Origin of the sequence: Weizmannia agrestimuris, assembly GCF_943193165.1 — a bacterium.
Lineage (GTDB): Bacteria > Bacillota > Bacilli > Bacillales > Bacillaceae_C > Weizmannia > Weizmannia faecalis.
Window position 1 is genome coordinate 1 of sequence record NZ_CALPDC010000032.1, and the last position, 25,870, is coordinate 25,870.

Here is a 25,870-nt window from a genome sequence, read left to right on the forward strand (position 1 = left end):
AGCCGAAAGTGTACAAAAAGAGTGTCTTGGAATACCCGATATTTAAACCTTGTCGAGAAAAACTTGACACATACAAACACTCTGATGGTTTGTTCATTTTTGCATCAGATGCTAGAATAAAAAAAGAGAATGATAGTTTTATTTTTGCAAAGGTTTGGTATAAGTAACAGAGTTGCCGGTTTTTTGTATTCTTTTCTGAAGGCCTGCCTTCATTGTTTGCAAAAGGAGGAAAAGAAATGGAGACCAAATCGATTCACATCACGATTGATGGCCGGGATTATGAAGCCCGCCCCGGTGAGAAAATCATCGATGTGATCAACCGGAATGATATTTTTCATCCACAAATTTGCTATTACCCGGAAGTAGATCCAATCCAAACTTGTGACACTTGTATTGCGGAAGTGAACGGGGAATTGATGCGCACCTGTTCGACGGTCGCGGAAGACGGCATGGTGGTCCGCCTCAGCGATGACCGGTCGGAAGCAGCCCGGCATGAAGCGATGGACAGGATTCTCGCCAACCACCTTTTATACTGTACGGTGTGCGACAATAACAACGGCAACTGCATCGTCCACAATACAACGGAAAAAATGGGCATCGAACATCAGAAATATCCGTTCACGCCAAAAACGGACGCAAGCGGGGTCGACTATTCCAACCCGTTTTACCGGTACGACCCGAACCAGTGCATCGCATGCGGGCGCTGTGTGGAAGCTTGCCAAAATCTGCAGGTGAACGAAACGCTTTCCATTGACTGGGAAGCAGAACGCCCGCGCGTCATTTGGGACAACGGCGTTCCGATCAATGAATCGTCATGCGTTTCCTGCGGGCATTGCGTCACCGTCTGCCCTTGCAATGCATTGATGGAAAAATCAATGCTCGGCGAGGCAGGCTATTTAACCGGGCTTGAAGAGGACCTGCTTGACCCGATGATTGATCTTGTGAAAAAAGTCGAACCGGGTTACGGCAGCATTTTTGCCATATCCGAAATCGAAGCTTCGATGCGCGAACAGCGCACGAAAAAAACGAAAACCGTTTGCACCTTCTGCGGTGTCGGCTGCACATTTGAAGTATGGACAAAGGGCCGGAAAATTTTAAAAATCGAACCGAAGCATGAAGGCCCGGTAAACGCCATCTCCACTTGCATCAAAGGCAAATTCGGCTGGGATTTTGTGAATTCCGATAAGCGGCTGACAAAACCGCTTGTCCGCAAAGACGGAAAATTTGTAGAAACGTCATGGGATGAAGCGCTCAGCGTGGTGGCAAGCCGGCTGAAAGAAATCCATTCCCAATACGGAAAAGATTCCGTCGGTTTTATTTCTTCTTCAAAAGTTACCAATGAAGAAAACTATTTAATGCAAAAGCTGGCGCGCCAGGTATTTGAAACCAACAATGTCGACAACTGTTCGCGCTATTGCCAGTCGCCGGCAACGGACGGCCTGCTCAGAACCGTTGGCATGGGCGGCGACAGCGGCACGATTAAAGATATTGCCTCAGCCGGTCTTGTCATAATTGTCGGCGCGAACCCGGCGGAAGCCCACCCGGTCCTTGCAACTCGCATCAAACGGGCCCATAAACTGCACGGCCAGAAACTGATTGTTGCCGATATGCGCAAAAACGAAATGGCAGAGCGCGCTGATCTTTTTATCCATCCGAACCAGGGCACAGACCAGGTATGGCTGATGGCGGTGACGAAATATATCATCGACCAAGGCTGGCATGATGAAAACTTCATTGCGGAAAAAGTGAACTTTTTTGATGAATTTAAAGAAACGCTTGAAAAATACACGCTCGACTACGCTGAAAAGATGACCGGTATCCCGAAGGAAACGCTGATCCAAATCGCCGAAATGATCCATCAGGCAGACGGAACATGTATCCTCTGGGGCATGGGCGTCACGCAAAATACAGGTGGTTCCGATACGTCCGCTGCTATTTCCAATCTGCTTCTTGCAACCGGAAACTATACACGTCCGGGTACAGGCGCTTATCCACTGCGCGGGCATAACAACGTGCAAGGCGCATGCGATATGGGCACGCTGCCGGGATGGCTGCCGGGCTACCAGCATGTGGAGGATGATGCGGCACGCGAAAAATTTGAAAAAGCGTACGGCGTCAAAATCAGCAACAAACCGGGACTGAACAATATTGAAATGCTGCATGCGATTGCAGCCGGGCAGTTAAAAGCGATGTATATCATCGGCGAAGACATGGCGCTTGTCGACTCCGACGCCAACCATGTAAGCGAGGAACTTTCCAATCTTGACTTTCTTGTCGTCCAGGATGTCTTTTTCTCAAAAACGGCCCAATATGCGGATGTTATTTTGCCTGCAGCTCCGTCGCTTGAAAAAGAAGGCACCTTTACAAACACGGAACGCCGTGTGCAACGGCTATACCAGGCGCTCCCGGCTTTGGGCGAATCCAAACCGGACTGGTGGATTATCCAGGAAGTGGCAAAACGACTCGGCGCAGACTGGAATTACAGCCACCCGGGCGAAATATTTGCCGAAATGGCCAGCCTGACCCCGCTGTTTGCACAGGCAGACTACGACAAATTGGAAGGCTGGAACAGTTTCCTTTGGGGAAGCCTCGATGGTGCCAATACCCCGCTTCTTTACAAGGACGGCTTCCCGTTCCCGGACGGCAAAGCGCGGTTTGCCCTGACAGACTGGGTAAAACCGGCCGAATTTCCGGAACAATACGATTTGCATATTAATAACGGCCGGATGCTGGAACAGTTCCACGAAGGCAATCTGACCAATAAATCGGAAGGCATCGAATCAAAAGTCCCGGGCGTATTCGTTGAAGTGTCGCCGGAGCTTGCAAAAGAACGCAATCTCGACACCGGAGACCTTGTCCGCGTCACTTCCCCGTTCGGCTCGCTGCAACTGCATGTGCTGGTCACAGATCGCGTGCAGGGCAAAGAACTATACTTACCGATGCACTCGACGGAAAAAGAATCGGCGATCAACTTCTTAACCGGGCCGATTTACGATAAACGGCAAAGCACACCGGCGTTTAAACAAACGAAAGTGAAGATGGAACTGATCCGAAAAGGTGGGGAGTCACCACTGCCGAAATCAAACCACCGCGATAAGAAACGCAATCCTACACGCGGCGTGGAAGTCGAACGCAAATGGCAGCGCGAAGGCTATCAACCATTAACAGACGTACACTAAGAGAGGAGGAAAAAGGATGGCCGCTCCGATCACAGAGATTGCAAGACAGCAGCCGACGGAAGAAGAAGTCACCCGGCAAAAGCTCGAGGAATTGGAAAAACTGGTTGCCGATCATAAAGATGCGTTTGAAAATTTGATCCGGCTGATCGATGATTTCAATGATACAGGCGCACTGGAAGCCGCAAATGCAATGATTCTCGCAAAAAATGATATTTTAAAAATCGTCCTTGAGCAATTATCCCGGGAACAGGTCGTTAACCTGATCAACATGCTGCTCGGCACGGCCGGCGTCTTTATGAAAGCCGACCACGACCTTATTATCCACTTGATGAACGGTGTAGCATCAGGCTTTGATGAAGGCAAACAATTCATTGGCTCGGAGGAAAAAGTGACATTGTTCGGGCTGCTGAAATCGTTGAGCGACCCGGACGTCAACCGGGCAGTCGGTTTCGCCATTTCCTTTTTGAAGGGCATGGGAAAGGCGCTCCAGGAACCGGTGCCGAAAAAAGAAGACGTGGATAATGAAACATTGGCAAATATTTAACGCCATTCGAAAAGGAAGCACGGAAATGCGTGCTTCCTTTTTCATTGAAAATATTTTTGGTAGAGCGAACGGGCCTCTCTCTTATCTTTCGTACCGTGAATGAGCATCCTGCCGTCCGGAAATAAAACCGTCCGGTGGCCTTCAAGCGCGGTGATCATTAAGTAGCCGTTATACTCTACGGCAGCACCGCCCGCTTTCATCTCCCGCGCCATGTTTTCAAGCTCGAACGCGCCCGGATGACGGATTTGTACTGTATCCCGCCCGCATAGCACATCAGCCGATGATTGGGATTGTAGGGCCGGATAGACCGGATGCCCCCCGCATGACGGACAGTCCTTATTTTTCATTTTTCCTGCTTTGATGAAATGATGTTCGCCTTGCCAAATATCAAAAACGGCAACGGAATCGCGCGGCTTTTCCCCGGAAAGCAGTTTTAAAGCTTCCGTTGTCTCGTAAGCCGCAGTCATTTGCACAGCCGGCGCGATAATGCCTGCTGTATCGCACGTCGCGTGGTAAGCGGGGAGATGGCCAATCAGGCAGCGGAGGCAAGGCGTTTCGCCGGGAATGATCGGAAACGAAACACCACAGCTGCCGACGCAGGAGCCGTAAATCCACGGGATCCGGTATTTTTGCGCCAGGTCATTCACATAAAAGCGCGTCTCAAAATTATCGGTCCCGTCAATGATCACATCAACGCCTTCTTCCAAAATAGAAAGCAATTTCGGATCAAATGCATCGATCACATGCGCCTCGATACGGATGGTGCTGTTGATGGCTTTAAGCCGGTTTTTTGCAGCGATCGCTTTTGGCAAATGGTTGCGCGCATCTTCTTCGCAGTACAAATTTTGCCGCTGCAAATTCGTTTCATCGACATAGTCGCGGTCCACCATCGTGATTTTTCCGACCCCCGCCCGCGCCAAGCTTTCCGCAACAGCGGAGCCGAGCGCGCCGGCGCCAATTATGAGCACATGGCCTTTTGAAATGTTTTGCTGTCCGTTTTCACCGATCGGGGCAAACAGTATTTGCCGGGAATACCGTTCCATGCTCATTCCTCCTGCCTGATAAAATGCCCGCTTTTTCCGCCTGTTTTTTCGATCAGATAGGTCGGCCCGATGACCATGCCTTTGTCCAGTGCCTTGCACATATCATAGACGGTCAGCGCACATACGGACGCCGCTGTCAAAGCTTCCATTTCCACGCCCGTTTGCCCTTTCGTTTTGGCCGTTGTTTCGATGTCAAGGCGATACCCGTCTTCCCGTTTTTGCCAGCTGAACGAAATGTCAACGCCTGTCAGAGGCAACGGGTGGCACATCGGAATGACATCCGCCGTTTTTTTCGCGCCCATAATGCCGGCCACCTGCGCGACGGCAAGCACGTCCCCTTTTTTGATTTTAAAGTTTGTAATCTGTTCATAGACTTCCTTTGAAACGAGCACACTGCTTTTTGCACGCGCCGTCCTGGAGGTTTCCGGTTTTGCCGTTACATCGACCATTTTGGCGCGGCCCTGTTCGTTCATATGCGTCAAGTTTCCCATTTTTCAACCTCCGCTGACCGGCGGAATGAGGGCAACGGTATCGCCGCTATGGACCATTTCCTCATCGCGGGCAAATTCTTCGTTCACGGCCACCATCACCGCGTCCTGCTGCAAAATCCCTTTTTCCGCAAGCGTCTCGCGCAGTTCGCCGACCGTCATATTTTCGCCATTGATTTCCATTTCAGAACGGCCAGCCTGTTCTTTTAAATGAGCAAATAACAATACTTTAATCATCATTCAAACGCCTCCGGTGCCCCTGATTCGTAAAAAACCGTTTCCTTTTGGTTGCCAACCCACATTTCGCCGTTTTCCCAATGTTCTTTTTTCCAGATCGGCACCATTTCTTTGATTCTTTCAATTGCGTACCGGTTTGCCCGGTAGGCCTCATCTCGGTGCGGGGCGGAAACCGCAATCGCAACCGCAATGTCGGAGATGTCGAGGCGTCCGATCCGGTGCACGATGGCCGTTTTGGCTGCCGGGAACTGCTGCCGGATTTCGGCACCGATTTGTTCCAATTTTTTCCGGGCCATTGGTTCGTATGCTTCATATTCCAGATACAATGTTTTCTTTCCTTTTGTCATTTCCCGGACAGTGCCGATAAAAGTGACAATAGCGCCCGCATTCCGGTCGGCAACCGCCTCGATCAGTTTGGAAACGTCCACCGGTTCTTTTACAATTTCAAACATACTTTCACTCCTTTAAAAACGCTTCAACCCATTCAATGCAGCTTTTCCGGTCAAAAAGTTTTATGCAGCCGGATAACGCCGGATTCAGGCTGAAGGCGGCCCGCACATTCGGCAGGCTGAGCAAATCCCTGTCTTGTTCATCACGGAGGCAGACCACTTTCGGATAGGGCGCGTATTTGTAGCCTTCAATCAGCAGCAAATCAAGCGGCAATGTCTCGTACCAGCCGATGAGCTGCTCCAGTGCGAGTCCTTGATCGACATGCACAGCGAGAACAAACAAGCCGTCCCCTTCCACCCCGGCTGCCTGGGCGCCCGCTTCAAAGTGCCGCGTGGAATCTTTGCCGGGGGCGAGCAACGGCTTCCCGCCATGGCCGTGGTGTTTTAGTGTGCCGACCCGGTATCCGTTATCCGCCAACACCCGTGTCCAAAGTTCGGCAAGGGCGGTTTTACCGCTGTCTTTGCGGCCTGCGATCTGTAATATTTTCATCCCACAGCGGCGCCCCTTCCCCGTCTTCCAGCATCAGCACATCGACCATCGTCCCTTTTGTAAAGCCGCGGGACCCGCCCGGCAGCACAATCAAAGCATCCGCCTCTATTAAAGAGGAAACAATATTCGATTTATCCCTTCTTACCGGAAGCGCGTGCAGCAGGCCTTCCTGATAAGAAAGTTTGGCGCGGACAAACCGGGTAAACGGGTTTGGTTTCGGGAAATCCTCCCCAAGTAAGGCCTGCGTTTTTTTCAAATAAACATTTCGTTCGCCAAGCATCGTTTTTAAGTACGGGCGGACAAACAGTTCAAAACCGACATAGCAGGCGGACGGATTGCCGGAGAGGCCGAAAAGAATTTTCCCGTCCAGTTCGGCTGCCGATGTCACGCTGCCGGGGCGCATCGCCACTTTATTGAATAAAAGCGTTGCCCCCAGCTTTTCGTAGACTTTCGGAATATAGTCAAAATCGCCGACTGAAACACCGCCCGTTGTCATGACGATATCCGCTTCCTTCACCGCCTGCCTGACCGCTTCATATGTTTCCTCGAAATCATCTTTCACAAGCCGGTAAAAAACCGGTTCGCCCCCGGCGCGGATGATTTGCCCCCAGAGCATATAGGCATTGCTGTTACGGATTTTCCCTTTTTCGAGCGGTTCACCGACTTCAAGCAGTTCGGATCCCGTCGCAATCACAGCAGCTTTCGGTTTTTTTGTGACCGGTACTTCTGTCATCCCGAAAGTTGCAAGGGTCGCCATTACGCCCGGATTAACGATCGTGCCTTTCGGGACAAGCACTTCGCCTTTTTTCATATCTTCGCCAATGCCGACAATGTTCTCACCGGGCCGGACTTTCCGTTTTATCTGCACAAATGTTTTCCCATTTTGCACTACTTCTTTTGTGAGTTCCACCATAATCACGGCATCCGCCCCGTCCGGGATAGCGGCGCCAGTCATGATTTTCACGGCTTGATTCGGCTTTATCCCTTCATCCCATGTAAAACCTGCCCCGATTGTGGCGACCACTTCAAGGAGAACAGGGTGATCCGCGCCCGCTTCAAGCGTAGATCCGGAAAAAATCGCATACCCGTCATATGGCGACCGTTTAAACCACGGCACGTCATGGGTTGCAGCCAAATCTTCGGAAAGCACTCGGTTAAAACTAGTCTGAATCGGCACAAGCTCCTTTTCGCCTGTAAGCGGATGGGCCATCACTTTGCGGATGGCCTCCGCCACTTTGATTGGTTTTCTCATCAACATCACCGGCTTCTTTTTGTTGTAAAATATAATCTTCTTTTGTATTGATATTGGCAAACACCATTTCCTGCGCAAAATCGATACATTTCAGGCGGCAGCGTGCAAAAAGTGCCCGCATGCTGAGGCGGTCTGTTTCCAGCTGCTCCCTTATTTTTTCTTTCACGCTGTTGTGAAAAACGGCAACGAGTGGCTGAATTCTCCCCTCTGTCCGGGCCACGATGGCGTCATATGCCGGATCGCGTTCTTGAAGCAGCCGGGCAACCGTTCTTTTTCCGATCCACGGCGTATCGCACGGCAACACAGCGTACCACCGGGCGTCCACTGCCATCATCGCCGAATAAATGCCGGCGAGCGGACCTTTTCCCCGGTATCGGGGGAGATCACAAATCACCGCAATCGGCCGGTTGCGCGGGATTTTTTCCGCAAGCTCGGGCCGCGCCACCACAACGATCGCGTCAGTTCCGGCGAGCGCATCCACGCTGCGTGCGACCATGGCTTTGCCACCGATTTTCGCAAGCGATTTTTCGCCGCCGAACCGGCTCGACTTCCCGCCGGCCAGCACAATTCCGGCTGTATTCATTGCCGGTTGAGCTCCCAGACGATATGCTTTAATTCCGGCAAAATGAGTTTTTTCATGGCGAGGGACACGGCGTTGCTGGAGCCCGGCATCGAAAATACGGCTTTTTTCCCGATTGTGCCGGCAAGCGCTTTGCTGAGCATCGAGGCGCTTCCGATTTCTTCATAACTTAAATAGCGGAACAGCTCGCCAAAACCTGGCATTTCTTTATCGAGGAGCGGCCGGACCGTTTCAACCGTCACATCCCGTTTCGTAAAGCCGGTGCCGCCGTTCAGCAAAATGGCATTGATGGTTCCTTTCGTCTGTAAAACCGCCTGTCTGATTTGTTCCGCTTCGTCTTTTACGATGCTGTATTCCGCCGCTTCCGTCCCTTCCTGTTTTAACAAATCTATGATTAGCCTGCCGCTTTTATCTGTTTCTTCCGTCCGGGTATCGGAAACGGTGATCACTTTGCACAGCACCGGAATATCGGCCAGTTGTTTATGTTCTTTCGTGCTCAACCCTTTACCCTCCAATATACGACATTTCGATTCGTTTTCCTTTCATCGTCGGGTTTTTCCCCCGTTCTTGTGAATAGCGGTCCACCCGGTTTTGCCATACGCCTGCAATGCGGGCAGCCAGCATTTCATCGCTTGCGCCTTCTCTTATTGCCCCAAGCAGGTCCGTGCCTTGTGCGGCAAACAGACAGGTGTATATTTTCCCGTCTGCCGACAGCCGCAAGCGTGTACAGTCGCCGCAAAAAGGCTGGGATACGGATGAAATGAAGCCGACTTCCGTATCTGTCCCTTTGTAACGGTACCGTTTGGCAACTTCCCCGTAATAATTTTCTTTCAACGGTTCAAGCGGCATTTCTTTTGAAATCATGTTGAGAATTTCTTTGCTGGTCACGACTTCATCCAGCTTCCATCCGTTCAGGGAGCCGACATCCATAAATTCGATAAAACGGAGGGAAATCCCTTTTTCCTTGAAATAGGCGGCCATCGGTAAAATTTGCGAATCGTTCATCCCTTTTTTGACCACCATATTCACTTTGACTTTGATGCCCTGGCGGATGGCTTCCTCTATCCCTTCCAAAATTCTTGCCGGTTTTGCCCCAACGCCGTTGATGGCTGGAAAGATTTCCGGATCGAGGGCATCCAGGCTGACATTGATGCGCGAAAGGCCGGCCTTTTTTAACGGTGCGGCATATCTTTTCAACAGAAAGCCGTTCGTTGTCACCGATAAATCTTCAAGGCCGTCGATTTGATGGAGCATGGCCACAAGCTGATCGATGTCTTTCCGCAGCAAAGGCTCCCCGCCCGTCAGCCGGATTTTCCGGACGCCAAGGGATACAAAAAGTCTCGCAAGGCGCGTGATTTCTTCAAATGTCATGAGTTCGGACCGGTTCATAAAACAATATTTCTGGCCGTTATCGGCAGGCATGCAGTACGTGCAACGGAAATTGCAGCGGTCCGTTACCGAAATTCGCAAATCCAAAAGCGGCCGGTTCAGCATATCGGTCAGCATGTTCTCCATCATCTCCGTTTTAAATTCTGTTTTCCTGTTAGAAATGGACATTTACCAAATGTTTGCAGGCGCCCGGCTGCCATTCTTAACGCCAAAGTTCCACTACCAATTGTGAGGCACACGCACTGTTCATGGTTTGTCATACATCGTGAACCCGGGCATCTGCCGGGTGGCACACCTCTTTCTTCGATCCCCGGCTTTCATATTCTGATAGCTGCAGGGTTCCGGGCATCTTGCCGGGCGACGGCGTGTTTCAGCACCTCTTTTTTCGGGTCCTGCTGTAATACTTTCCCATTTCTGTACAAAATGACATTGTCACAAAGCAGATCAGCCTCTGCCATATTGTGGGTAACCAGTAAAACGACCCCGTGAAAATGATCGTGAAGAAACGATAAAAATTCTTCCATCACAAGTTCCTTCGTGTCCGGGTCCAATGCGGAAAAAGGTTCATCCAAAAGCAGGCAGGAAGGCTCGGTGATAAGCGTCCTCGCAAGTGCCACCCGCTGCTTTTGCCCACCGGACAGTTCAGCAGGGTAGCGGTTTTCAAAACCTTCCATTTTGATTTTTTTCAGAAAAGCAGCCGTCTTCTCTTCTATTTCCTTTTTTGGCCGCCCTTTTAAACCAAATGCAAGATTTTGTTTTACCGTTAAATGCGGAAAAAGGGCGTAATGCTGGAACATATACCCCGTATGGCGGTGCCGCGTCTTGATATCCATATGCTTTTCTTTATCAAATAATATCCGGCCGTTTAGTTCAATCTTTCCTTCATCGGGCTTGTCGATCCCGGCAATGCACTCCAGCGTCAGGCTTTTGCCGCTTCCGGACGGTCCTAAAATGCCGGTGACGCCGGGACCCGCCTCAAACGCGATATCCAGCTCAAATTCCGGAAATGTTTTTTTGATGTTTACGCGAAGCATGCCTACTGCCACCCCTCCCCATCTTTTTTTCCATCCGCTTAATGCCGTACAGGACGGCCAGCGATAAAAACGTCATGATCGCAACGAGGAGCCCTGCCGTCCGTTCGTCCCCGTTCATCAGGCAATTGTAAATGGCAATGGACATCGTTTCTGTTTTTCCCGGAATACTGCCGGCCACCATTAATGTTGCCCCGAAATCGCCAAGGGCGCGCGCAAATGCGAGCATGACGCCACTTGTGAGCCCCCGCCACGACAAAGGGATCATGACGGAAAAAAAGATATTCCATTCCGTTCGCCCCAAAAGGCGTGCAGCATGAAGGAGCGATTCATCAATACCGGCAAAAGCCGTGCGCGCCGACTGGATGAAAAATGGAATGGAGACGCACATTGCCGCAATGACCGCTCCTGTCTGCGTAAACACAATCGTCACGCCGAATTGTTGTTCAAGAAACCGGCCGAGCACACTTTGCCTTCCGAGAATGACGAGTAGATAGTAGCCGAGCACGGTCGGCGGCAGTACAATCGGAAGCGTCAGCAAAGCGTCTGCTACATCCACCGCTTTTCCCTCCGACCGGCTTAATAGATAGGCTGCCAACAGTCCGGGGATAAGGGAAAAAACGGTTGAAAGCAATGCTACTTTAAAAGACAGATAAATGGGAAATAAATCGATCTGTCCCACTTGTTACTGCCCCGCAGACACTGCATAGCCGTATTTTTTCATCGTATTTTGTGCTTCTTTGCTGGCTAAGTATTGCACAAATTTCTTTGCGGCTGCCTGCTTTTTCGAGCTTTTCACAACCGCTGCCATCTGTTTTAGCGGATTGTACAGGCTGCTTGAAATGTTGGCAACATCCAGCTTTTCACCTTGCGCAAGCGAGAGGGAAACGATGCCAGCTTCTGTATTCCCCGATTTCACGTACGTCAGGGTATCTGCAATATTTTTGGCGTAAACCAATTTTGGTTTCACTTTATCCCAAATCCCCGCTTTTTGAAGCGCCTGTTTTGCCGCCAATCCGTATGGCGCAGTTTCCGGGTTGGCAATGGCGATTTTCTTCACCTCAGGGCGGGTTAAATCTTTAAGGCTGTGGATGGAAAGATGGCTGCTTTGTTTAGCAGCAATCCCGATTTTCCCGTATGCGTAGACGGTTTTCGTGCCGGGAACAAGCATGTTTTTATCCGCCAACTGGTTGACATAATCCGCGTTCGCCGCCGCAAACACATCATACGGCGCACCATTTTCAATTTGCTGCTCCAGTTCGCCCGATGCGGCAAAAACAAGTTTCACCTTGATACCGGTCTTTTTTTCAAACTGTTTGTTGATTTGCTGGAAAGATTTTGTCAAATCTGAAGCTGCCGCTACACTGATTTCTGTTTGTTTGGATTGCTTTTTGGCGGAGCCGGATGCACTCCCTTGTGCAGAACAGCCCGCAAGTAGGAAAAGGCAAAGCAATACCATACCGAACCTTTTCATATCAAACACCAACCTTACACTTTTATAAAAGGATATGTTTTTATGATAGCCGAATATTTTTTCTTTCTCAATTTTTTCACTTACCCGGGGACTTTTCCACTGTTTTCTATCACTGAAACCTTTAGACAGAAAAACCGGGCAGCACTAAAGCTGTCCGGTTGCTTACTCAATCTTCCATTGTCGAAAGGTCGCCGGTTGGCAGGTCCAGTTCCCAGGCTTTCAGGACGCGGCGCATGATTTTCCCGCTCCGGGTTTTCGGCAGTTTTTCGCAAAACTCGATTTCCCGTGGCGCGGCATGGGCGGCCAGCCCTTTTTTCACAAATTGACGGATCTCTTCCTTCAGCTCATTTGACGGTTCGTATCCGTCCCTTAAAGCGATAAAGGCTTTAATGATTTCACCGCGGACCGGATCCGGCTTGCCGATGACGCCGGCTTCCGCAACGGCCGGATGTTCGATCAGTTTGCTTTCCACTTCAAACGGCCCGACCCGCTCACCGGACGTCATGATAACATCGTCCACGCGGCCCTGGAACCAGAAATAGCCGTCCTCATCCATATAAGCCGAGTCACCGGAAACGTACCAGCCGTTCGGGAAAAAGTAAGATTCATATTTTTGCGGGTTGTTCCAGATGGCGCGCATCATGGAAGGCCAGCCTTTTTTAATGGCGAGATTGCCCATCCGGTTCGGCGGAAGCGGGTTTCCCTGGTCATCAACAATGGCCGCTTCAATGCCAGGGAGCGGTTTTCCCATCGATCCCGGTTTGATATCCATGCAAGGATAGTTGCAGATCAGTTGTGCGCCGGTTTCCGTCATCCACCATGTATCATGGATGCGGAGTCCGAATACTTCATTGCCCCAGCGGATAACTTCCGGATTCAGCGGTTCACCGACACTTAAAATATGGCGCAAAGTCGAGAGGTCATATTGGTTAATGATTTCATTGCCGGCCCCCATCAGCATCCGGAACGAAGTCGGGGCGCTGTACCAAACAGTGACGCCGAACCGTTCAATCGTATTGTACCACGCTGCCGGGCTGAAGCGGCCGCCGACAACGACGTTTGTTGCGCCGTTTAACCATGGCGCAAACACGCCGTAAGAGGTCCCCGTTACCCATCCCGGGTCTGCTGTGCACCAGTAAATATCGTCTTCTTTTAAATCAAGCACCCATTTTCCCGTCTGGTAATGCTGGATCATGGCATTGTGGACATGGAGGACGCCTTTTGGCTTTCCGGTCGAACCGGACGTATAGTGGAGGATCAGCCCGTCTTCCCGGTCAACCCATTCGATTTCCAGTTTATCGGAAGCTGCGTTAAAATATTTCAGATAGTCTGCGTACTTTCCTTCTTCTTTGACATTTTCCCCGACAACAAAAATGGTTTCCAATGCCGGAAGTTGATCAGCCGGGACGCGCCCGACAAGGTCAGGGGTTGTCACAAGCACTTTCGCTTCACTGTCTTCAAGGCGGTCTTTTACGGCCCCTTCCATAAACGCTTCAAACAGCGGACCGACAATGGCGCCGAGCTTGATGGCGCCAAGCATGGCAAAATACAGTTCCGGCGAGCGCGGCATAAAGATGAAAACACGGTCACCTTTTTGGACGCCTGCTTTTTCTTTTAAAACATTTGCCGCCTTGTTTGTCAGCCTTTTCATTTCATAGTAAGTATATTTCTCGTTGCGTGAATCACTTAAATACATGAGCGCTACTTTATTTTTGCGGGAGCTTTCGGCGTGTTTGTCAATGGCTTCATACGCCAGATTGACACGCCCAGTTTCATACCATGAAAAATTTTTCTCGGCGTCTTTCCAGCTGAACGTTTTACGGGCTTCTTCATAGTTTTTCAGATTGAAATCCCCTTGTACGGTTGGTAACGCTTCCAGTTGCATGTAATGTCCCCCTTTGTTTAGATTCACATATTTATTATATATGAAAACTGTTTTATTCACAATTTAAAACTTCTTTCCGCAAATGCCACCATTGTGAACAATTCTGGAATTTCCCTCTTTCCATATTGTTTTTGTTCTGTAAACATGAGATGATGAAATTGTGAAATGAACGGTCATTCATCTTACGTTTTTCTTTTGATTTGTTCAAGGGATGGTGGAAAAATGGAACATAAGAAAACATACTACTCTATCGAATTGCCCACAAAAGCAGGGCCACTTGTGATTGAAGGGCCGGTTCCCGGGAAAAGGCTTGCGGAAATGGCATTCCATGAAGACTTAAAAGCTTTCCGCCCCGCGCCGAAACAGCATGCTGCCCTGATTGAAATTGCCGACCTGCCGGAGGGAAGGATCATTCTGGCACGCAGCGGCAATACAGTCGTCGGCTATGTCACGTTTCTTTTCCCGGACCCGCTCGAACGCTGGTCAGAGGGTCATATGGATAATCTTCTCGAACTTGGCGCGATCGAAGTCATTCCGAAATACCGGGGATGCGCTGTCGGCAAGCATTTGCTGAAAGTCTCCATGATGGACGACGCGATGGAAGATTACATTATTATTACAACCGAATATTACTGGCACTGGGATATGAAAGGGACCGGCCTGAACGTGTGGGAATACCGGAAGATGATGGAAAAAATGATGGCAGCAGGCGGCTTGAAATGGTTCGCAACGGATGATCCCGAAATTTGCTCGCATCCGGCAAACTGCCTGATGGTGCGGATCGGAAAAAGAGTCGATCAGGAATCGATTGAAAAATTTGACCGGATCCGCTTTAAAAACCGGTATATGTACTAAAACTTCGGCAAAAAGGGGATGGGTAAAGATGATTGTGGAAGAAATCATGCAAAAAGACGTCAAGACGCTGTCACCCCGGCATACCGTACAAGACGCGCTAAAATTGATGCAGAAGGAGCAGATCCGCCATATCCCGCTACTCGATCAAAACGGCAAACTGTGCGGCGTCGTCACCGAACGGGACATCAAGGAAGTGGCGCCCAATCCGTTTTTCCCGGGCGAGCAGCTGGAAAAACTTTCGCTGCCGCTTGAAAAAATTATGAAAACGGACCTTTTGACAGGGCATCCGCTCGATTTTATCGAAGACATTGCCGCGCTCATGAATGACAACCGGATCGGCTGCCTGCCGATTCTTGAAAACGGGCAGCTGGTCGGAATTGTGACAGGGACCGATCTGCTTCAGACTTTTGTAGATCTGACCGGCGCAGGACATCCGAGTTCGCAGATTGAAATCCGCGCCCGCAACCGGACCGGCATCCTGCGCGATATCACCGAAATCATATACGAACATCATCTGAATATTTTAAGTGTGCTGATTTACCCCGACCGTAAAAATGAGGAAAACCGTGTGCTCGTGTTCCGGGTCAGCACGATGAACCCGGTGTCCCTCATTACGCATTTGAAGGAGGCCGGCTATGAAGTACTCTGGCCAAATATGCCGGGGATGCCGCGATGAAAGATGCTGTTTTCGTCTATTCCACCGATTTGCTGGCTTATCGTTTCCGCGATGACCACCCGTTTAACCAGATGCGGCTCCAATTGGTTAAAGAACTGCTCGAAGCGATCGGGGCTTTGAGTGGGGAGGATATTGTCAAACCACGGAAAGCTACTGATGAGGAACTGTTGCTCATCCATGACCCGTCATATGTGGAAGCCGTAAAACTGGCCGGGCATGGAAAACTTGATCCGGTCAAAGCAGAGAATTACGGGCTCGGGACAGAAGACACCCCCGTTTTCCCGAATATGCACGAAGCGAGCGCTTTAATCGCCGGCGGTACATTGCAGGCAGCCGAAGAAGTGATGTCGGGGAGGGCGCGGCATGCTCTGCACCTTGGCGGCGGGCTGCATCACGGATTCCGCGGCAAAGCTTCCGGATTTTGCATCTACAACGATACGGCAATTGCCATTAAATATTTGCGCAAACAATACGGCGCGCGCGTTCTTTATGTGGACACGGATGCCCACCACGGTGACGGCGTGCAGTGGGCTTTTTACGATGATGAAAATGTTTGTACGTTTTCCATCCACGAAACGGGCCGTTACCTTTTCCCTGGCACCGGCAATGTTAACGAATGGGGAACGGGAAAAGGATATGGCTATTCTTTCAATATTCCTTTGGATGCGTTTACAGAAGACGAATCATGGCTGGAATGTTATGCAAAAGCATTGGAAGAAATCGCAGCATACTTCAAGCCGGATGTACTGGTCACGCAAAACGGGGCGGATGCCCATTATTATGACCCGCTCACCCATTTGTCCGCGACGATGAACATTTACCGCGAAATTCCGAAACTGGCCCACAAAATGGCGCACGAATATTGTGAAGGCCGGTGGATTGCAACTGGCGGGGGCGGCTATGACATTTGGCGGGTCGTGCCGCGGGCCTGGTCGCTCATTTGGCTGGAAATGGCGGAAAGGGAAGGCGGAAGCGGAGAGATCCCTACTGCATGGCTTGAAAAATGGCAAAAAATCTCCCCCTACCCCCTGCCTGAAAGATGGGACGACCCGGTAGGTTTATACCGCCCGATCCCGCGCAAACCGGAAATTGAAGAAAAAAACCGGCTTGTGCTGAACCGGTTGCTGCAATTCATTAAACAGACAAAATAAAAAGCCGGCCCTGCCAGATCATTCTGGCAGCACCGGCCTTATTCATTCTATTCGTTTCAATGGTGAGCGTTACCGTTTACGCCCATGCTGCTTTTTTATTTTGTCGAATTCCGGTATTCCACACGGTGCGGCAGGATGACCTGGTTTTCCGTTACGGTTTCTTTGTTCATGTATTTCGTCAAAAGCCGCATTGAAACAGCACCGATATCATACAACGGCTGGACAACGGAAGTCAGCTGCGGGCGCACCATTTCAGCGAGACGCGTATTATCGGAAGAAACGACTTCCAGCTGTTCCGGAATGTTAACACCGGCATCAAGGGCGCCGTGGATTACGCCGAGTGCCATTTCATCGTTTCCGACAAACACGGCCGTAGGGGTCTTGTCCAATTCCTGAAGCCGTTGCCATGCTTCTATGCCGGAATCATATGTATAGTCCCCTTCCAGAACATAATCCTCATTGAATTCGATGCCCGCATTACGGAGCGCTTCTTTGTATCCTTCCAGGCGCAATTCGCGGTTGACCGCATCATGCAGCGGCCCGATTACCAATGCAATTTCCTTATGTCCCTTTTTGACAAATTCGCTGATCACTTCAATTGTCGCTTTTTTATAATCGATATTAACGGACGGAATTTTTCCCGTAGGTTCAATCGACCCGGCGAGTACGATCGGAACAGAAGATTTTTCAAATTCCTCAATATGCTCTTCCGTAATATTCCCGCTCATAAACACAATGCCGTCCACTTGTTTGCCGAGCATCGTGTTCAAAAGGCGCAGTTCCTTTTCCTTATTCTGGTCGGAATTGCTTAGAATAATATTGTATTTGTACATCGTTGCGATATCTTCAATCCCGCGGGCAAGTTCCGCATACAGCATATTCGACACATCCGGGATAATGACGCCTACGGTTGTCGTCTTTTTGCTGGCGAGGCCGCGTGCAACCGCATTCGGGCGATAGCCGAGCCGGTCGATCACTTCGAGCACTTTCTTCCTTGTTGTCGGTTTCACATTCGGGTTTCCGTTAACAACCCGCGACACCGTTGCCATGGAAACGTTGGCTTCACGGGCAACATCATAAATCGTAATGTTCATCTTTCAATCACTCTCCAATATACAAGTCCTGTTCATAGTTTTCACCATTCAGCCTGTCTTAAACATAGAAATGTAAGGCTTTTTCCTCTGGTGTATCGTACAAAAAAATGCCCAAACACGATCACGTTCGACACTTTTATCAGTTCATTAGACTTCTCATTATACCATATATGATAAGCCAGGCAAAAACTTCCTGCAAGGTTTGACACAAAATTGCCACATTCTTCACAAAGAATTTTAGGGGTAAAGACGACGTCTGGACGTTGGCGCCGCTTCTTTCGTGCCGTATGTAGCAACATGACAGCGGAATTTTGGCCAATTTGAGCTTTTGCTGGAATATTGCCCGCTTCCTTAGCCGTGGCTGCCTGAACTTTGGATGGATTCCTTTACTTAGAGCGCGTCTACGTTAAGAAAGCAAGCTAATATGAAGGCATTCCTTCACTTAGAACCCGTCTATGTTAAGAAGGCGCGAAAAACGATGGCATTCCTTTACCTAGAGACCGTCTACGTGAAGGAATTTCGCTTATTCAACAATCCCTAGTTTATCCGCCATTCGATGTTCTTGCGTTTAAAAATGACAGGACGACGCCACCACACGGCCGGAAAAATCCCCCACAAAGAAAAACCTTCTGCAAGGCAGAAGGCCGGATGCTGATCCTTATATTTTCGCCGGCAAAGCGGATTGGATTTCCTGATAAAATGCATCGAACTGTTTCAAATCCATTTGCTGAGCTGCGTCCGAAAGTGCGACTGCCGGATCCGGGTGCACTTCCGCCATGACACCGTCCGCTCCGATCGCAAACGCCGCTTTGGCAGCTGGAAGGAGCAAATCCCTTCTCCCTGTCGAATGGGTCACATCCACAAATACTGGCAAATGCGTTTCCTGTTTTAAAATCGGCACCGACGTAATATCGAGCGTATTGCGGGTCGCCCGTTCGTACGTCCGGATGCCCCGTTCGCAAAGTATAATCTGTCCGTTTCCTCTTGACATAATATATTCAGCGGCATTCATAAATTCTTCAATCGTTGCCGCGAGTCCGCGTTTTAAGAGAATCGGCTTTTGGATGGAACCTGCCGCTTTCAACAGCTCGAAATTCTGCATATTGCGCGCGCCGATTTGGATGACATCGAGGTAATCGACCGCTTTTTCGAGATCAGCAGGTGTCACGATTTCACTGATAACAGCGAGATCATATTCATCGGCAATCTGTTTTAAAATTTTCAGGCCTTCAAGTCCAAGCCCCTGAAAATCATACGGAGAGGTGCGCGGTTTGTAAGCGCCGCCGCGAAGCAGTTTCAGCCCCTTCGCTTTTACGGATGCCGCAACAGCCGCAACCTGGTCGTACGATTCAACCGAACACGGGCCGAATACAAAATACGGGTTGCCGTCGCCCACTTTTTCGCCTTTAATATCAACAATTGTATTTTCTGGCTGTTTCTTCCGCGAAACGAGCAATGCTTTCCGATGGTCATCTTCCTGCAGTTCAAGGGCCGCTTTAAAGATCTCTTTAAATAAATGTTCAATGGTAGACATTTCAAACGGGCCATCGTGATGTTCTTTAATGGCATTCAGCATTTCGCGTTCCCGGACTGGATCATAGCGGTTTACACCCTGAGCTTCTTTCAGTTTCCCGATTTCCTGGACGAGCTCACCCCGCTTGTTGATCAGCTCCAGCAGCTTTAAGTTTACTTCTTCAACTTCTTTCCGCAATTGTTCAAGCTCTCTGTTCCCCACGAACCTCTCATCCTCTCTGTCAATATCCTTATCTCATTTTGTTGCCGGCATCTATTACCATAGAAGCTTACAAGTGATTAGCACTTATTATAATCGATTCTTTTTAAAAAGTCACGAAAAAATTCTTTATCGGATAAACGCTTTTATGTGCTAAAGCAATACCCGTCCTGTTATAGTTTTATATGTTTTTCTCGGAAAAAGGTTCCCTCTTTCTTTTCGTTTTGCCAGTCGCCATGTCCATCCTGATCGTAATTGATTATGTCGCGAAAAACTTCAATTCATATTATACCGCTCCATTTGAAAAAAACGCACAAAGAGCGGCTGTCGTTTGGCGCGTATCATCCTTCTTGTTCTGTTTTCCTGTCTGAAAAGCACAAAAAAAGCGGCTGATATGCCGCTTTTTTTTGCGCTTACTCACCGACCGATGAGGAACTGCCTGAATTTGAACTTTGTTGATTCACATTTTCCATATCCGTTTGTGCTTTATCTTTTGCCTGCTGCGCGGTCTGAACGGCGCTGTCTTTCAGCTGGCTGCCTTTCTGCACGGCAAAATCGCGGACTTGTTTTGTTTTTTCAGCAGCCTGCGAAGCGAGCTGGGTCCCTTTTTCGGTCGCAAATTCGCGCCAGCCGTCTGTTTTTCCTTTAATGGTTTCCACCTGGCCGCTTAAGTCTTCCCGAAGTTCTTTCCCCGATTTCGGCGCCAGCATAAGCGCTACTGCAGCACCGACAACACCACCGACAATTGCACCAGTCAAAAAATCTTTCGTGGACATTTGTTCTTCAGACATGTAAATTCCTCCTTAAGTTTATGAATTTCTTACCCGTTGGAGCAGCCTTTCATCATTGCGGACCGGTTCTTCAAGAAGGTGTTTCGGGACAGGGTCTTTGGCATGGACAGGATGGGTTTCATTCGTGCCTGTGCCTGTACCTTTTTTACCCGACCATCTATCTTTTATTTCCTTCAGCGCAGCGCCCCATTGCACGGCCTGTGCAATTTTGTCCTGCCTTTTGCTGACGGCCGAAGCAATCGATGTTGTGACTTTACGCAGCGCCTGACTCAGTTGCTGGGCGGAAACACCGATATCTTCCACGGCATAGACGACACTGTTCAGCCTTTCCGATTTATGCTCGATGTCTTCAACCAACACATTCGTTTTTTCCAGTAATTTTGTTGATTCCTCTGTAATGCCGTGCATCTGCCCTTCAAGGCCCTTTACCGTATCCGACAAGTTGTCCAATGTTTTGCTTAATGATTTCAATGTCTTCGTCAGGGCGATGACCAGAATAAGGAATGCAACAGCAATCAGCGCCACGCTTAAATACAGGATGATTTTCATCTTTCGTTACCACCTCCATGTACAATAAAATTACCCCAAATCGCCTTCCTTAAACTATGGGGTTGAAATCTTTGCGGGTACCATCCTTATTTTCGCATAACGGCCGCCTTGTGCCAACAAAAATGGAAACATTTTCTGCTTGACAAATCTTATAACAAAAAAAGACATTGCCCGCCTGTTTTTCGGACAATGCCTTTGCCTTACCGGCTTACATGCTTTTGCAGCAATGCTTCGTATGCCTTTTGGTACTTTTGGATGTCCCCGGCACCCATAAAGAGAATGACACTGTTTTCAATGCCAAGAAGCGGGGACATGTCCTCTTCCTTGATAATTTGAGATCCGCTGACTTTTTCCTGCAAATCGTAAATAGAAAGCTTCCCGTGGTGTTCGCGCGCCGAGCCAAAAATATCGCACAGAAAAACCCGGTCTGCAAGGTTTAAGCTTTCCGCAAACTCTGTAAGAAATGCCTGCGTGCGGCTAAAAGTATGCGGCTGGAATACGGCGACAAGCTCTCTTTCCGGATATTTTTTCCGCGCGGCATCAATGGTTGCCTTGATCTCAGTCGGATGGTGGGCATAGTCATCAATGATGATTTGCGTGCCGATTTCTTTTTCCGTAAAGCGGCGTTTGACCCCGTGAAATGTTTTTAAATGCGTTTCAACCGCTTCTTTTTCGATGCCTTCGTATTGGCAGAGGGCGATGACCCCAAGCGCATTCAGCACGTTGTGGTTCCCGAAAGAGGGAATTTCGAACGTCCCATAAAAATTATTGCGGACCACCACATCGAATTTCGTTCCTTGCGGCTCCGTCACAATATTTCTTGCCTGAAAATCGTTGCCTTCTTCAAAGCCATAAAAAACAACCGGCACTTTCGCCTGGATTTTTTGCAGCTGCTCGTCGTCCCCGTAAGCGATGATGCCTTTTTTGACTTGCAGTGCCATTTCTTGAAAGGCGGAAAAGACATCGTCAATGTTCGCATAATAATCCGGATGGTCGAAGTCAATATTGGTCATAATCGCATAATCCGGATGGTAGGAAAGAAAGTGGCGCCGGTATTCACACGCCTCAAATACAAAATATTCCGCTCCCGGAACCCCTTTTCCCGTTCCGTCCCCGATCAAATAGGAAGTGGGCTTGATCTCATGCATGACATGGGCAAGCAGCCCGGTAGTCGATGTTTTACCGTGCGCGCCTGTTACAGCAACGCTCGTAAAATTTTTCAAAAACTCACCGAGAAATTTATGGTAACGGATCACAGGAATACCGCGTTTCATCGCTTCATCAATTTCTTCGTGCGTATCGGGAAAAGCATTGCCGGCAATCACCGTCAGGCCGGGGTGAATATTTTCCCGGTTGAAAGGCAGGATCTTAATGCCAGCATCTTCTAATGCCTGCTGGGTAAAAAAGCGCTTTTCCACGTCAGACCCCTGCACTTCGTATCCGATGTCATGCAGGATCTGTGCCAGTGCGCTCATGCCCGATCCTTTAATCCCTACGAAATGGTATACAGTCATAATAGAACCTCCAACACTGTCTATATGTATGCAGTATATGATAAAAACCCGCCATGTGCGATAAGGCATGTTTCCATAGCAGCTATACAGGCTTTATACGGCTGCCTTCATGCCCATCATAAAAAATTCATACTCCATCATTATATCATTTCCAGGCAGCCGTGAACATGAAAAAACGGAATTTTGCCCGCAGCCCGCCGGAAGCCGGAAAGGGCAGCGCACATCCGCATTCCGCATGCCCTTTTTCCTCTATCCTTGCCAAAACAGCTGCCGGCTATAAGGAAAAACGATCACTCTCTGCTTTCCGCTTCCTGCATTTGCATAAATTCGCTTTTCGTTATTAAAACATCCCGCGGCTTGCTTCCTTTCGCCCCGGAAATAATCCCCTGCTGCTCCATCATATCAATCAGACGGGCGGCCCGGTTATAGCCGATCCGAAAATTGCGCTGCAAAAGTGACGTGGACGCCCCGCCCTGGTGAATGACAAATTCGCAGGCGTCGGGAAAAAGCTCGTCTTCTTCTTCGCCCGTTTCCGTTTGTCTCAGCAATTCTTCAGGCTGGAACAAATATTCCGGCTCTGCAGTTTCCCTTACAGATGACACAACATCGTCGATTTCACGGTCGCTCACAAAAGTGCCCTGCAGCCGGACCGGTTTGGAAGTGCCGTTTTCCAAAAACAGCATGTCCCCTTTGCCTAGCAGTTTTTCCGCCCCACTCATATCAATAATGGTGCGCGAATCGACCTGTGAAGAGACGGAAAAAGCAATGCGCGTCGGGATATTGGCCTTGATTAAGCCGGTAATGACATCCACGCTCGGCCGCTGTGTCGCCAGAATCAGGTGAATCCCGCAGGCGCGCGCTTTTTGTGCAATCCGGCAGATGGCATCTTCGACATCCCCCGGTGAGGTCATCATTAAATCAGCGAGCTCATCGATGACAATGACAATATACGGCAGCTTTTCGGAAAACCTGCGGGTACGGACGGCCATTTCATTATAACGGTGAATATCGCGCACACTTTCATGGGCAAACAATTCATAACGCCTTTCCATTTCTTCAACCGCCCACTTTAATGCCGCTGTTGCCATTTTGACATCTGTAATGACAGGGCTGACGAGATGCGGAATTTGATTATATGGCGCAAGCTCCACCATTTTCGGGTCGATCAGGAGCAGTTTCAAATCCTGCGGCGCCGCTTTATACAGGAGCGAAACAAGCACCGAATTGATACAGACGCTTTTTCCCGATCCGGTGGCGCCTGCAATCAGCCCGTGCGGCATTTTTTGCAGGTCGGTTACAACCGGTTTCCCCGAAATATCCAGGCCCATCGCAACCGTCAACGGAGATTTGCTGTTTTGAAATACGGGATCACCGATGATCTCACGCAAACGGACAGGGCGGCTTTTCAAGTTCGGGATTTCAATGCCGACCGTATGCTTGCCCGGAATCGGCGCTTCGATCCTGATATCTTTCGCAGCGAGGCTTAATTTTAAGTCGTCGTTCAGATTGGTGATTTTATTGACTTTTACGCCCGGTTCAGGCTGGACTTCAAACCGGGTGACGGAAGGCCCCTGGCTTGCGTTTACCACTTTCGCGCGGACATTGAAATTTTCAAGTGCCTCATCCAGCGTATAGCTTTGTTCTTTGATCCACTCCTCATCCCGGGTCTGCTTCACCGGCGGCTCCAGCAACGAAAGCGACGGGAAAGAAAACGGTTTTTCACCGCTGTTTTCGGCCGGATTTTCTTGTTCCGGCCGGGGACCCGGGGCCTCTTTCTTTTCTGTGATCCTCCGGCGGTCCTGTTTCAGCATCAGCACGTTAAACGGCAGATGCTTTCGCGGGCGTCTTTCCGTTTTTGTTGCTTCGCCGGATGACGGAGAAGTGCCCGCCATCTCCGTATGCCGCTGTTCCGGTTCATTTCCTGCATTTTTTTCGGTTTTTTCCGAAGCATATGCCGAAGGGGTTCCCGGCTCATTTGCAAGGTCCGCCATGCTTGCCTCTTGAGAAACGGCGGCATCCTCTTTTGACAATTCACTTGCCGGATTGAATCCCAGTGTTCCTGCGTTTTGCTGGTCTGGTTCATTTACCAGGATGGCTTCGGTTTTTTCCGAAGCATATGCCGAGGAAGCTTTTTCCGGTTCACTTGCAATGGCCGCCGTACTTGCTTCCGGAGAAACAGCCGCTGCATCCTCTTTTGGCAGCACACTTGCCGAATCGGATCCCGGCGTTTTCGCTTTTAGCTGTTCCGATTCATCTGCCGGGTTTGTGCCGGGTTCTTCCGGAGAAATGGCCGTGGCATTCCCTTTTTCCGGTTCGTTTGCCGGATCGGTTTCGGCTTTTTCCGGTTCACTTGCCGAAGCAGCTTTCTCTGTTTCCGGCTCATCTGCCAGGCTTATGCCGGATTTCTCCAGCATGCCTGCTGCTAAAGATTCCGGCGTGCCCATGCTATGTTGTTCTGGCTCCATGTTCTCCAAAGCGGATGCCGGAGTCTCTTCCGATTTTGCCGGGTCACTTGCCGGGTCGGATCCCAGTGTTCCTGCGTTTTGCTGGTCTGGTTCGTTTACCTGGATGGCTTCGGCTTTTTCCGAAGTATATGACGAAGAGGTTTCCAGTTCATTTGCAAGGTCCGCCGTACTTGCTTCCGGAGAAACGGCCGCCGCATCCTCTTTTGGCAGCACACTTGCCGGGCCGGATTCCGGCATTTCCGCTGTCAGCTGTTCCGATTCATCAGACGGAATTGTGCCGGTTCTCCCCAGCCTGTATGCTGCTTCGGATTCCGGCGTTCCTGTGGCTTCATCTGCCGCACCTGGTGAATCTTCGCCGCGCCCTGTTTCCGTTTGGACAGGTTCGCCCTTTTCCGCCTGATCCGCTGTTGCGCGCCCGGCTTGATCTGCCGGTAAATCCATTTTTTTCTCTTCGAACAATTGATCCGCCATGCCGTGTTCAGGTGTTGTCAGGTTCCGTTCGCCGTCCGTGCCCGGATTTTCTGCAAAATCAAGCAATTGCTGCAGTTTCGCCATATCCAAGAGACGGATATCCTTTTTGTAATGATCTTCCAGCTCGTATTCCAACACTGTTGTTTCTTCCTGCGCAGAATCATTTGTCGGCCGTTTAAATCCAAAGACCGGGGACGGGATATCCGTCGGCCGGAAAGGATGGCCTTTTTGCACTTTTTCGCTCCGTTCAGACTGTGGCTCGGGACGATGTTTTTTTGCCCGTGGCCGCTGCTTTTCCGGTTTTTCAGCCGTCTTCCGGCGCGCCCCTTCCTGATCCGGAATTACAGGAAAACGAAACTGTTTTTTCGGATAATGATAAGCCACACGGGTATCTATTTTGTCCGGGCGTGCCTGGTAAAGCCCGGGTTGTTCCGGGGCCTCTTCGTGCACGTTTTCATCCTTAAAATATTTTGCCATTTTTTTAATCCAGCTCAAATTCATCACTCTTTCCTTTGCTCATGCGTCCGAAGA

General features: G+C 49.8%; 24 protein-coding genes. 5 read left to right on the plus strand and 19 right to left on the minus strand.

The window, feature by feature from the left end:
* The first annotated feature begins 236 nt into the window (after positions 1–236).
* On the plus strand, positions 237–3,179 hold the full coding sequence (gene fdhF, locus NFR98_RS11600) for a formate dehydrogenase subunit alpha (protein ID WP_061087210.1): 2,943 nt from the start codon (positions 237–239) through the stop codon (positions 3,177–3,179).
* Positions 3,180–3,195: 16 nt separating this feature from the next.
* Positions 3,196–3,723, plus strand: a complete 528-nt coding sequence (locus tag NFR98_RS11605) for a helical membrane plugin domain-containing protein (protein ID WP_017550278.1) — start codon at positions 3,196–3,198, stop codon at positions 3,721–3,723.
* Positions 3,724–3,764: 41 nt separating this feature from the next.
* Here NFR98_RS11605 and NFR98_RS11610 read toward each other — a convergent pair whose 3' ends face one another.
* From NFR98_RS11610 to acsA, 13 genes are all read right to left on the minus strand, one after another.
* On the minus strand, positions 3,765–4,766 hold the full coding sequence (locus NFR98_RS11610) for a ThiF family adenylyltransferase (RefSeq protein WP_014097711.1): 1,002 nt from the start codon (positions 4,764–4,766) through the stop codon (positions 3,765–3,767).
* Between the two features lie 2 nt (positions 4,767–4,768).
* Entirely contained in the window at positions 4,769–5,257 is a 489-nt protein-coding gene (gene moaC, locus NFR98_RS11615) for a cyclic pyranopterin monophosphate synthase MoaC (RefSeq protein WP_014097710.1), read from the minus strand.
* A 3-nt stretch (positions 5,258–5,260) separates the two neighbouring features.
* Entirely contained in the window at positions 5,261–5,491 is a 231-nt protein-coding gene (gene moaD / locus NFR98_RS11620; protein ID WP_026104495.1) for a molybdopterin converting factor subunit 1, read from the minus strand.
* Positions 5,491–5,943 carry a molybdenum cofactor biosynthesis protein MoaE gene (locus NFR98_RS11625; protein WP_017550277.1) on the minus strand — a complete coding sequence of 151 codons (453 nt, stop codon included), beginning with the start codon at positions 5,941–5,943 and terminating at the stop codon, positions 5,491–5,493. The genes moaD and NFR98_RS11625 overlap by 1 nt, the downstream gene beginning before the upstream one ends.
* A gap of 4 nt (positions 5,944–5,947) precedes the next feature.
* Positions 5,948–6,430: a molybdopterin-guanine dinucleotide biosynthesis protein B gene (gene mobB / locus NFR98_RS11630; RefSeq protein WP_014097707.1), complete on the minus strand. Its 483-nt coding sequence runs from the start codon at positions 6,428–6,430 to the stop codon at positions 5,948–5,950.
* Positions 6,390–7,688 (minus strand): molybdopterin molybdotransferase MoeA, encoded by a 1,299-nt coding sequence (locus NFR98_RS11635; RefSeq protein ID WP_164931353.1) that lies wholly within the window; start codon positions 7,686–7,688, stop codon positions 6,390–6,392. Before NFR98_RS11635 ends, mobB begins: the two co-directional genes overlap by 41 nt.
* On the minus strand, positions 7,591–8,265 hold the full coding sequence (locus NFR98_RS11640) for a molybdenum cofactor guanylyltransferase (RefSeq protein WP_014097705.1): 675 nt from the start codon (positions 8,263–8,265) through the stop codon (positions 7,591–7,593). Before NFR98_RS11640 ends, NFR98_RS11635 begins: the two co-directional genes overlap by 98 nt.
* Complete coding sequence (locus NFR98_RS11645; RefSeq protein ID WP_014097704.1) at positions 8,262–8,762, minus strand: MogA/MoaB family molybdenum cofactor biosynthesis protein; 501 nt, start codon at positions 8,760–8,762, stop codon at positions 8,262–8,264. Before NFR98_RS11645 ends, NFR98_RS11640 begins: the two co-directional genes overlap by 4 nt.
* Positions 8,763–8,766: 4 nt before the next feature.
* Positions 8,767–9,768: a GTP 3',8-cyclase MoaA gene (gene moaA, locus NFR98_RS11650; RefSeq protein ID WP_014097703.1), complete on the minus strand. Its 1,002-nt coding sequence runs from the start codon at positions 9,766–9,768 to the stop codon at positions 8,767–8,769.
* 200 nt (positions 9,769–9,968) lie between these two features.
* Positions 9,969–10,697, minus strand: a complete 729-nt coding sequence (locus NFR98_RS11655; RefSeq protein ID WP_237340677.1) for a sulfate/molybdate ABC transporter ATP-binding protein — start codon at positions 10,695–10,697, stop codon at positions 9,969–9,971.
* A complete protein-coding gene (gene modB, locus NFR98_RS11660) occupies positions 10,645–11,364 on the minus strand; it encodes a molybdate ABC transporter permease subunit (protein WP_017550272.1) in 720 nt (239 codons plus the stop codon). Before modB ends, NFR98_RS11655 begins: the two co-directional genes overlap by 53 nt.
* 3 nt (positions 11,365–11,367) lie before the next feature.
* Entirely contained in the window at positions 11,368–12,156 is a 789-nt protein-coding gene (gene modA / locus NFR98_RS11665) for a molybdate ABC transporter substrate-binding protein (protein ID WP_017550271.1), read from the minus strand.
* 166 nt (positions 12,157–12,322) lie between these two features.
* Positions 12,323–14,041, minus strand: coding sequence for an acetate--CoA ligase (acsA, locus tag NFR98_RS11670; RefSeq protein WP_017550270.1), 1,719 nt, complete (start codon positions 14,039–14,041; stop codon positions 12,323–12,325).
* 222 nt (positions 14,042–14,263) lie between these two features.
* Between acsA and NFR98_RS11675 the strand changes: the two genes are divergently transcribed.
* From NFR98_RS11675 to NFR98_RS11685, 3 genes are read left to right on the plus strand one after another with little or no spacing between them, the layout of a single operon-like run.
* Positions 14,264–14,896, plus strand: a complete 633-nt coding sequence (locus tag NFR98_RS11675; RefSeq protein ID WP_017550269.1) for a GNAT family N-acetyltransferase — start codon at positions 14,264–14,266, stop codon at positions 14,894–14,896.
* A gap of 28 nt (positions 14,897–14,924) precedes the next feature.
* Positions 14,925–15,572, plus strand: a complete 648-nt coding sequence (locus tag NFR98_RS11680) for an acetoin utilization AcuB family protein (RefSeq protein ID WP_017550268.1) — start codon at positions 14,925–14,927, stop codon at positions 15,570–15,572.
* Complete coding sequence (locus NFR98_RS11685) at positions 15,569–16,723, plus strand: acetoin utilization protein AcuC (RefSeq protein WP_014097697.1); 1,155 nt, start codon at positions 15,569–15,571, stop codon at positions 16,721–16,723. Before NFR98_RS11680 ends, NFR98_RS11685 begins: the two co-directional genes overlap by 4 nt.
* A gap of 95 nt (positions 16,724–16,818) precedes the next feature.
* Here the strand turns inward: NFR98_RS11685 and ccpA are convergent, their stop codons facing one another.
* The 6 genes from ccpA to NFR98_RS11715 all read right to left on the minus strand — a co-directional run bounded on the left by ccpA (position 16,819) and on the right by NFR98_RS11715 (position 25,840).
* Positions 16,819–17,817, minus strand: a complete 999-nt coding sequence (gene ccpA, locus NFR98_RS11690) for a catabolite control protein A (protein ID WP_014097696.1) — start codon at positions 17,815–17,817, stop codon at positions 16,819–16,821.
* Positions 17,818–18,475: 658 nt separating this feature from the next.
* Positions 18,476–19,552: a bifunctional 3-deoxy-7-phosphoheptulonate synthase/chorismate mutase gene (locus tag NFR98_RS11695; RefSeq protein WP_014097695.1), complete on the minus strand. Its 1,077-nt coding sequence runs from the start codon at positions 19,550–19,552 to the stop codon at positions 18,476–18,478.
* A gap of 410 nt (positions 19,553–19,962) precedes the next feature.
* A complete protein-coding gene (locus tag NFR98_RS11700; RefSeq protein ID WP_014097694.1) occupies positions 19,963–20,340 on the minus strand; it encodes a YtxH domain-containing protein in 378 nt (125 codons plus the stop codon).
* 18 nt (positions 20,341–20,358) lie between these two features.
* Entirely contained in the window at positions 20,359–20,889 is a 531-nt protein-coding gene (locus NFR98_RS11705; protein WP_014097693.1) for a DUF948 domain-containing protein, read from the minus strand.
* 200 nt (positions 20,890–21,089) lie between these two features.
* Positions 21,090–22,403 carry a UDP-N-acetylmuramate--L-alanine ligase gene (gene murC, locus NFR98_RS11710; protein WP_014097692.1) on the minus strand — a complete coding sequence of 438 codons (1,314 nt, stop codon included), beginning with the start codon at positions 22,401–22,403 and terminating at the stop codon, positions 21,090–21,092.
* A 290-nt stretch (positions 22,404–22,693) separates the two neighbouring features.
* The gene (locus tag NFR98_RS11715) at positions 22,694–25,840 is read right to left on the minus strand and encodes a DNA translocase FtsK (protein WP_251460170.1); all 3,147 of its coding nucleotides are present in this window, start codon (positions 25,838–25,840) and stop codon (positions 22,694–22,696) included.
* Positions 25,841–25,870: the final 30 nt, after the last annotated feature.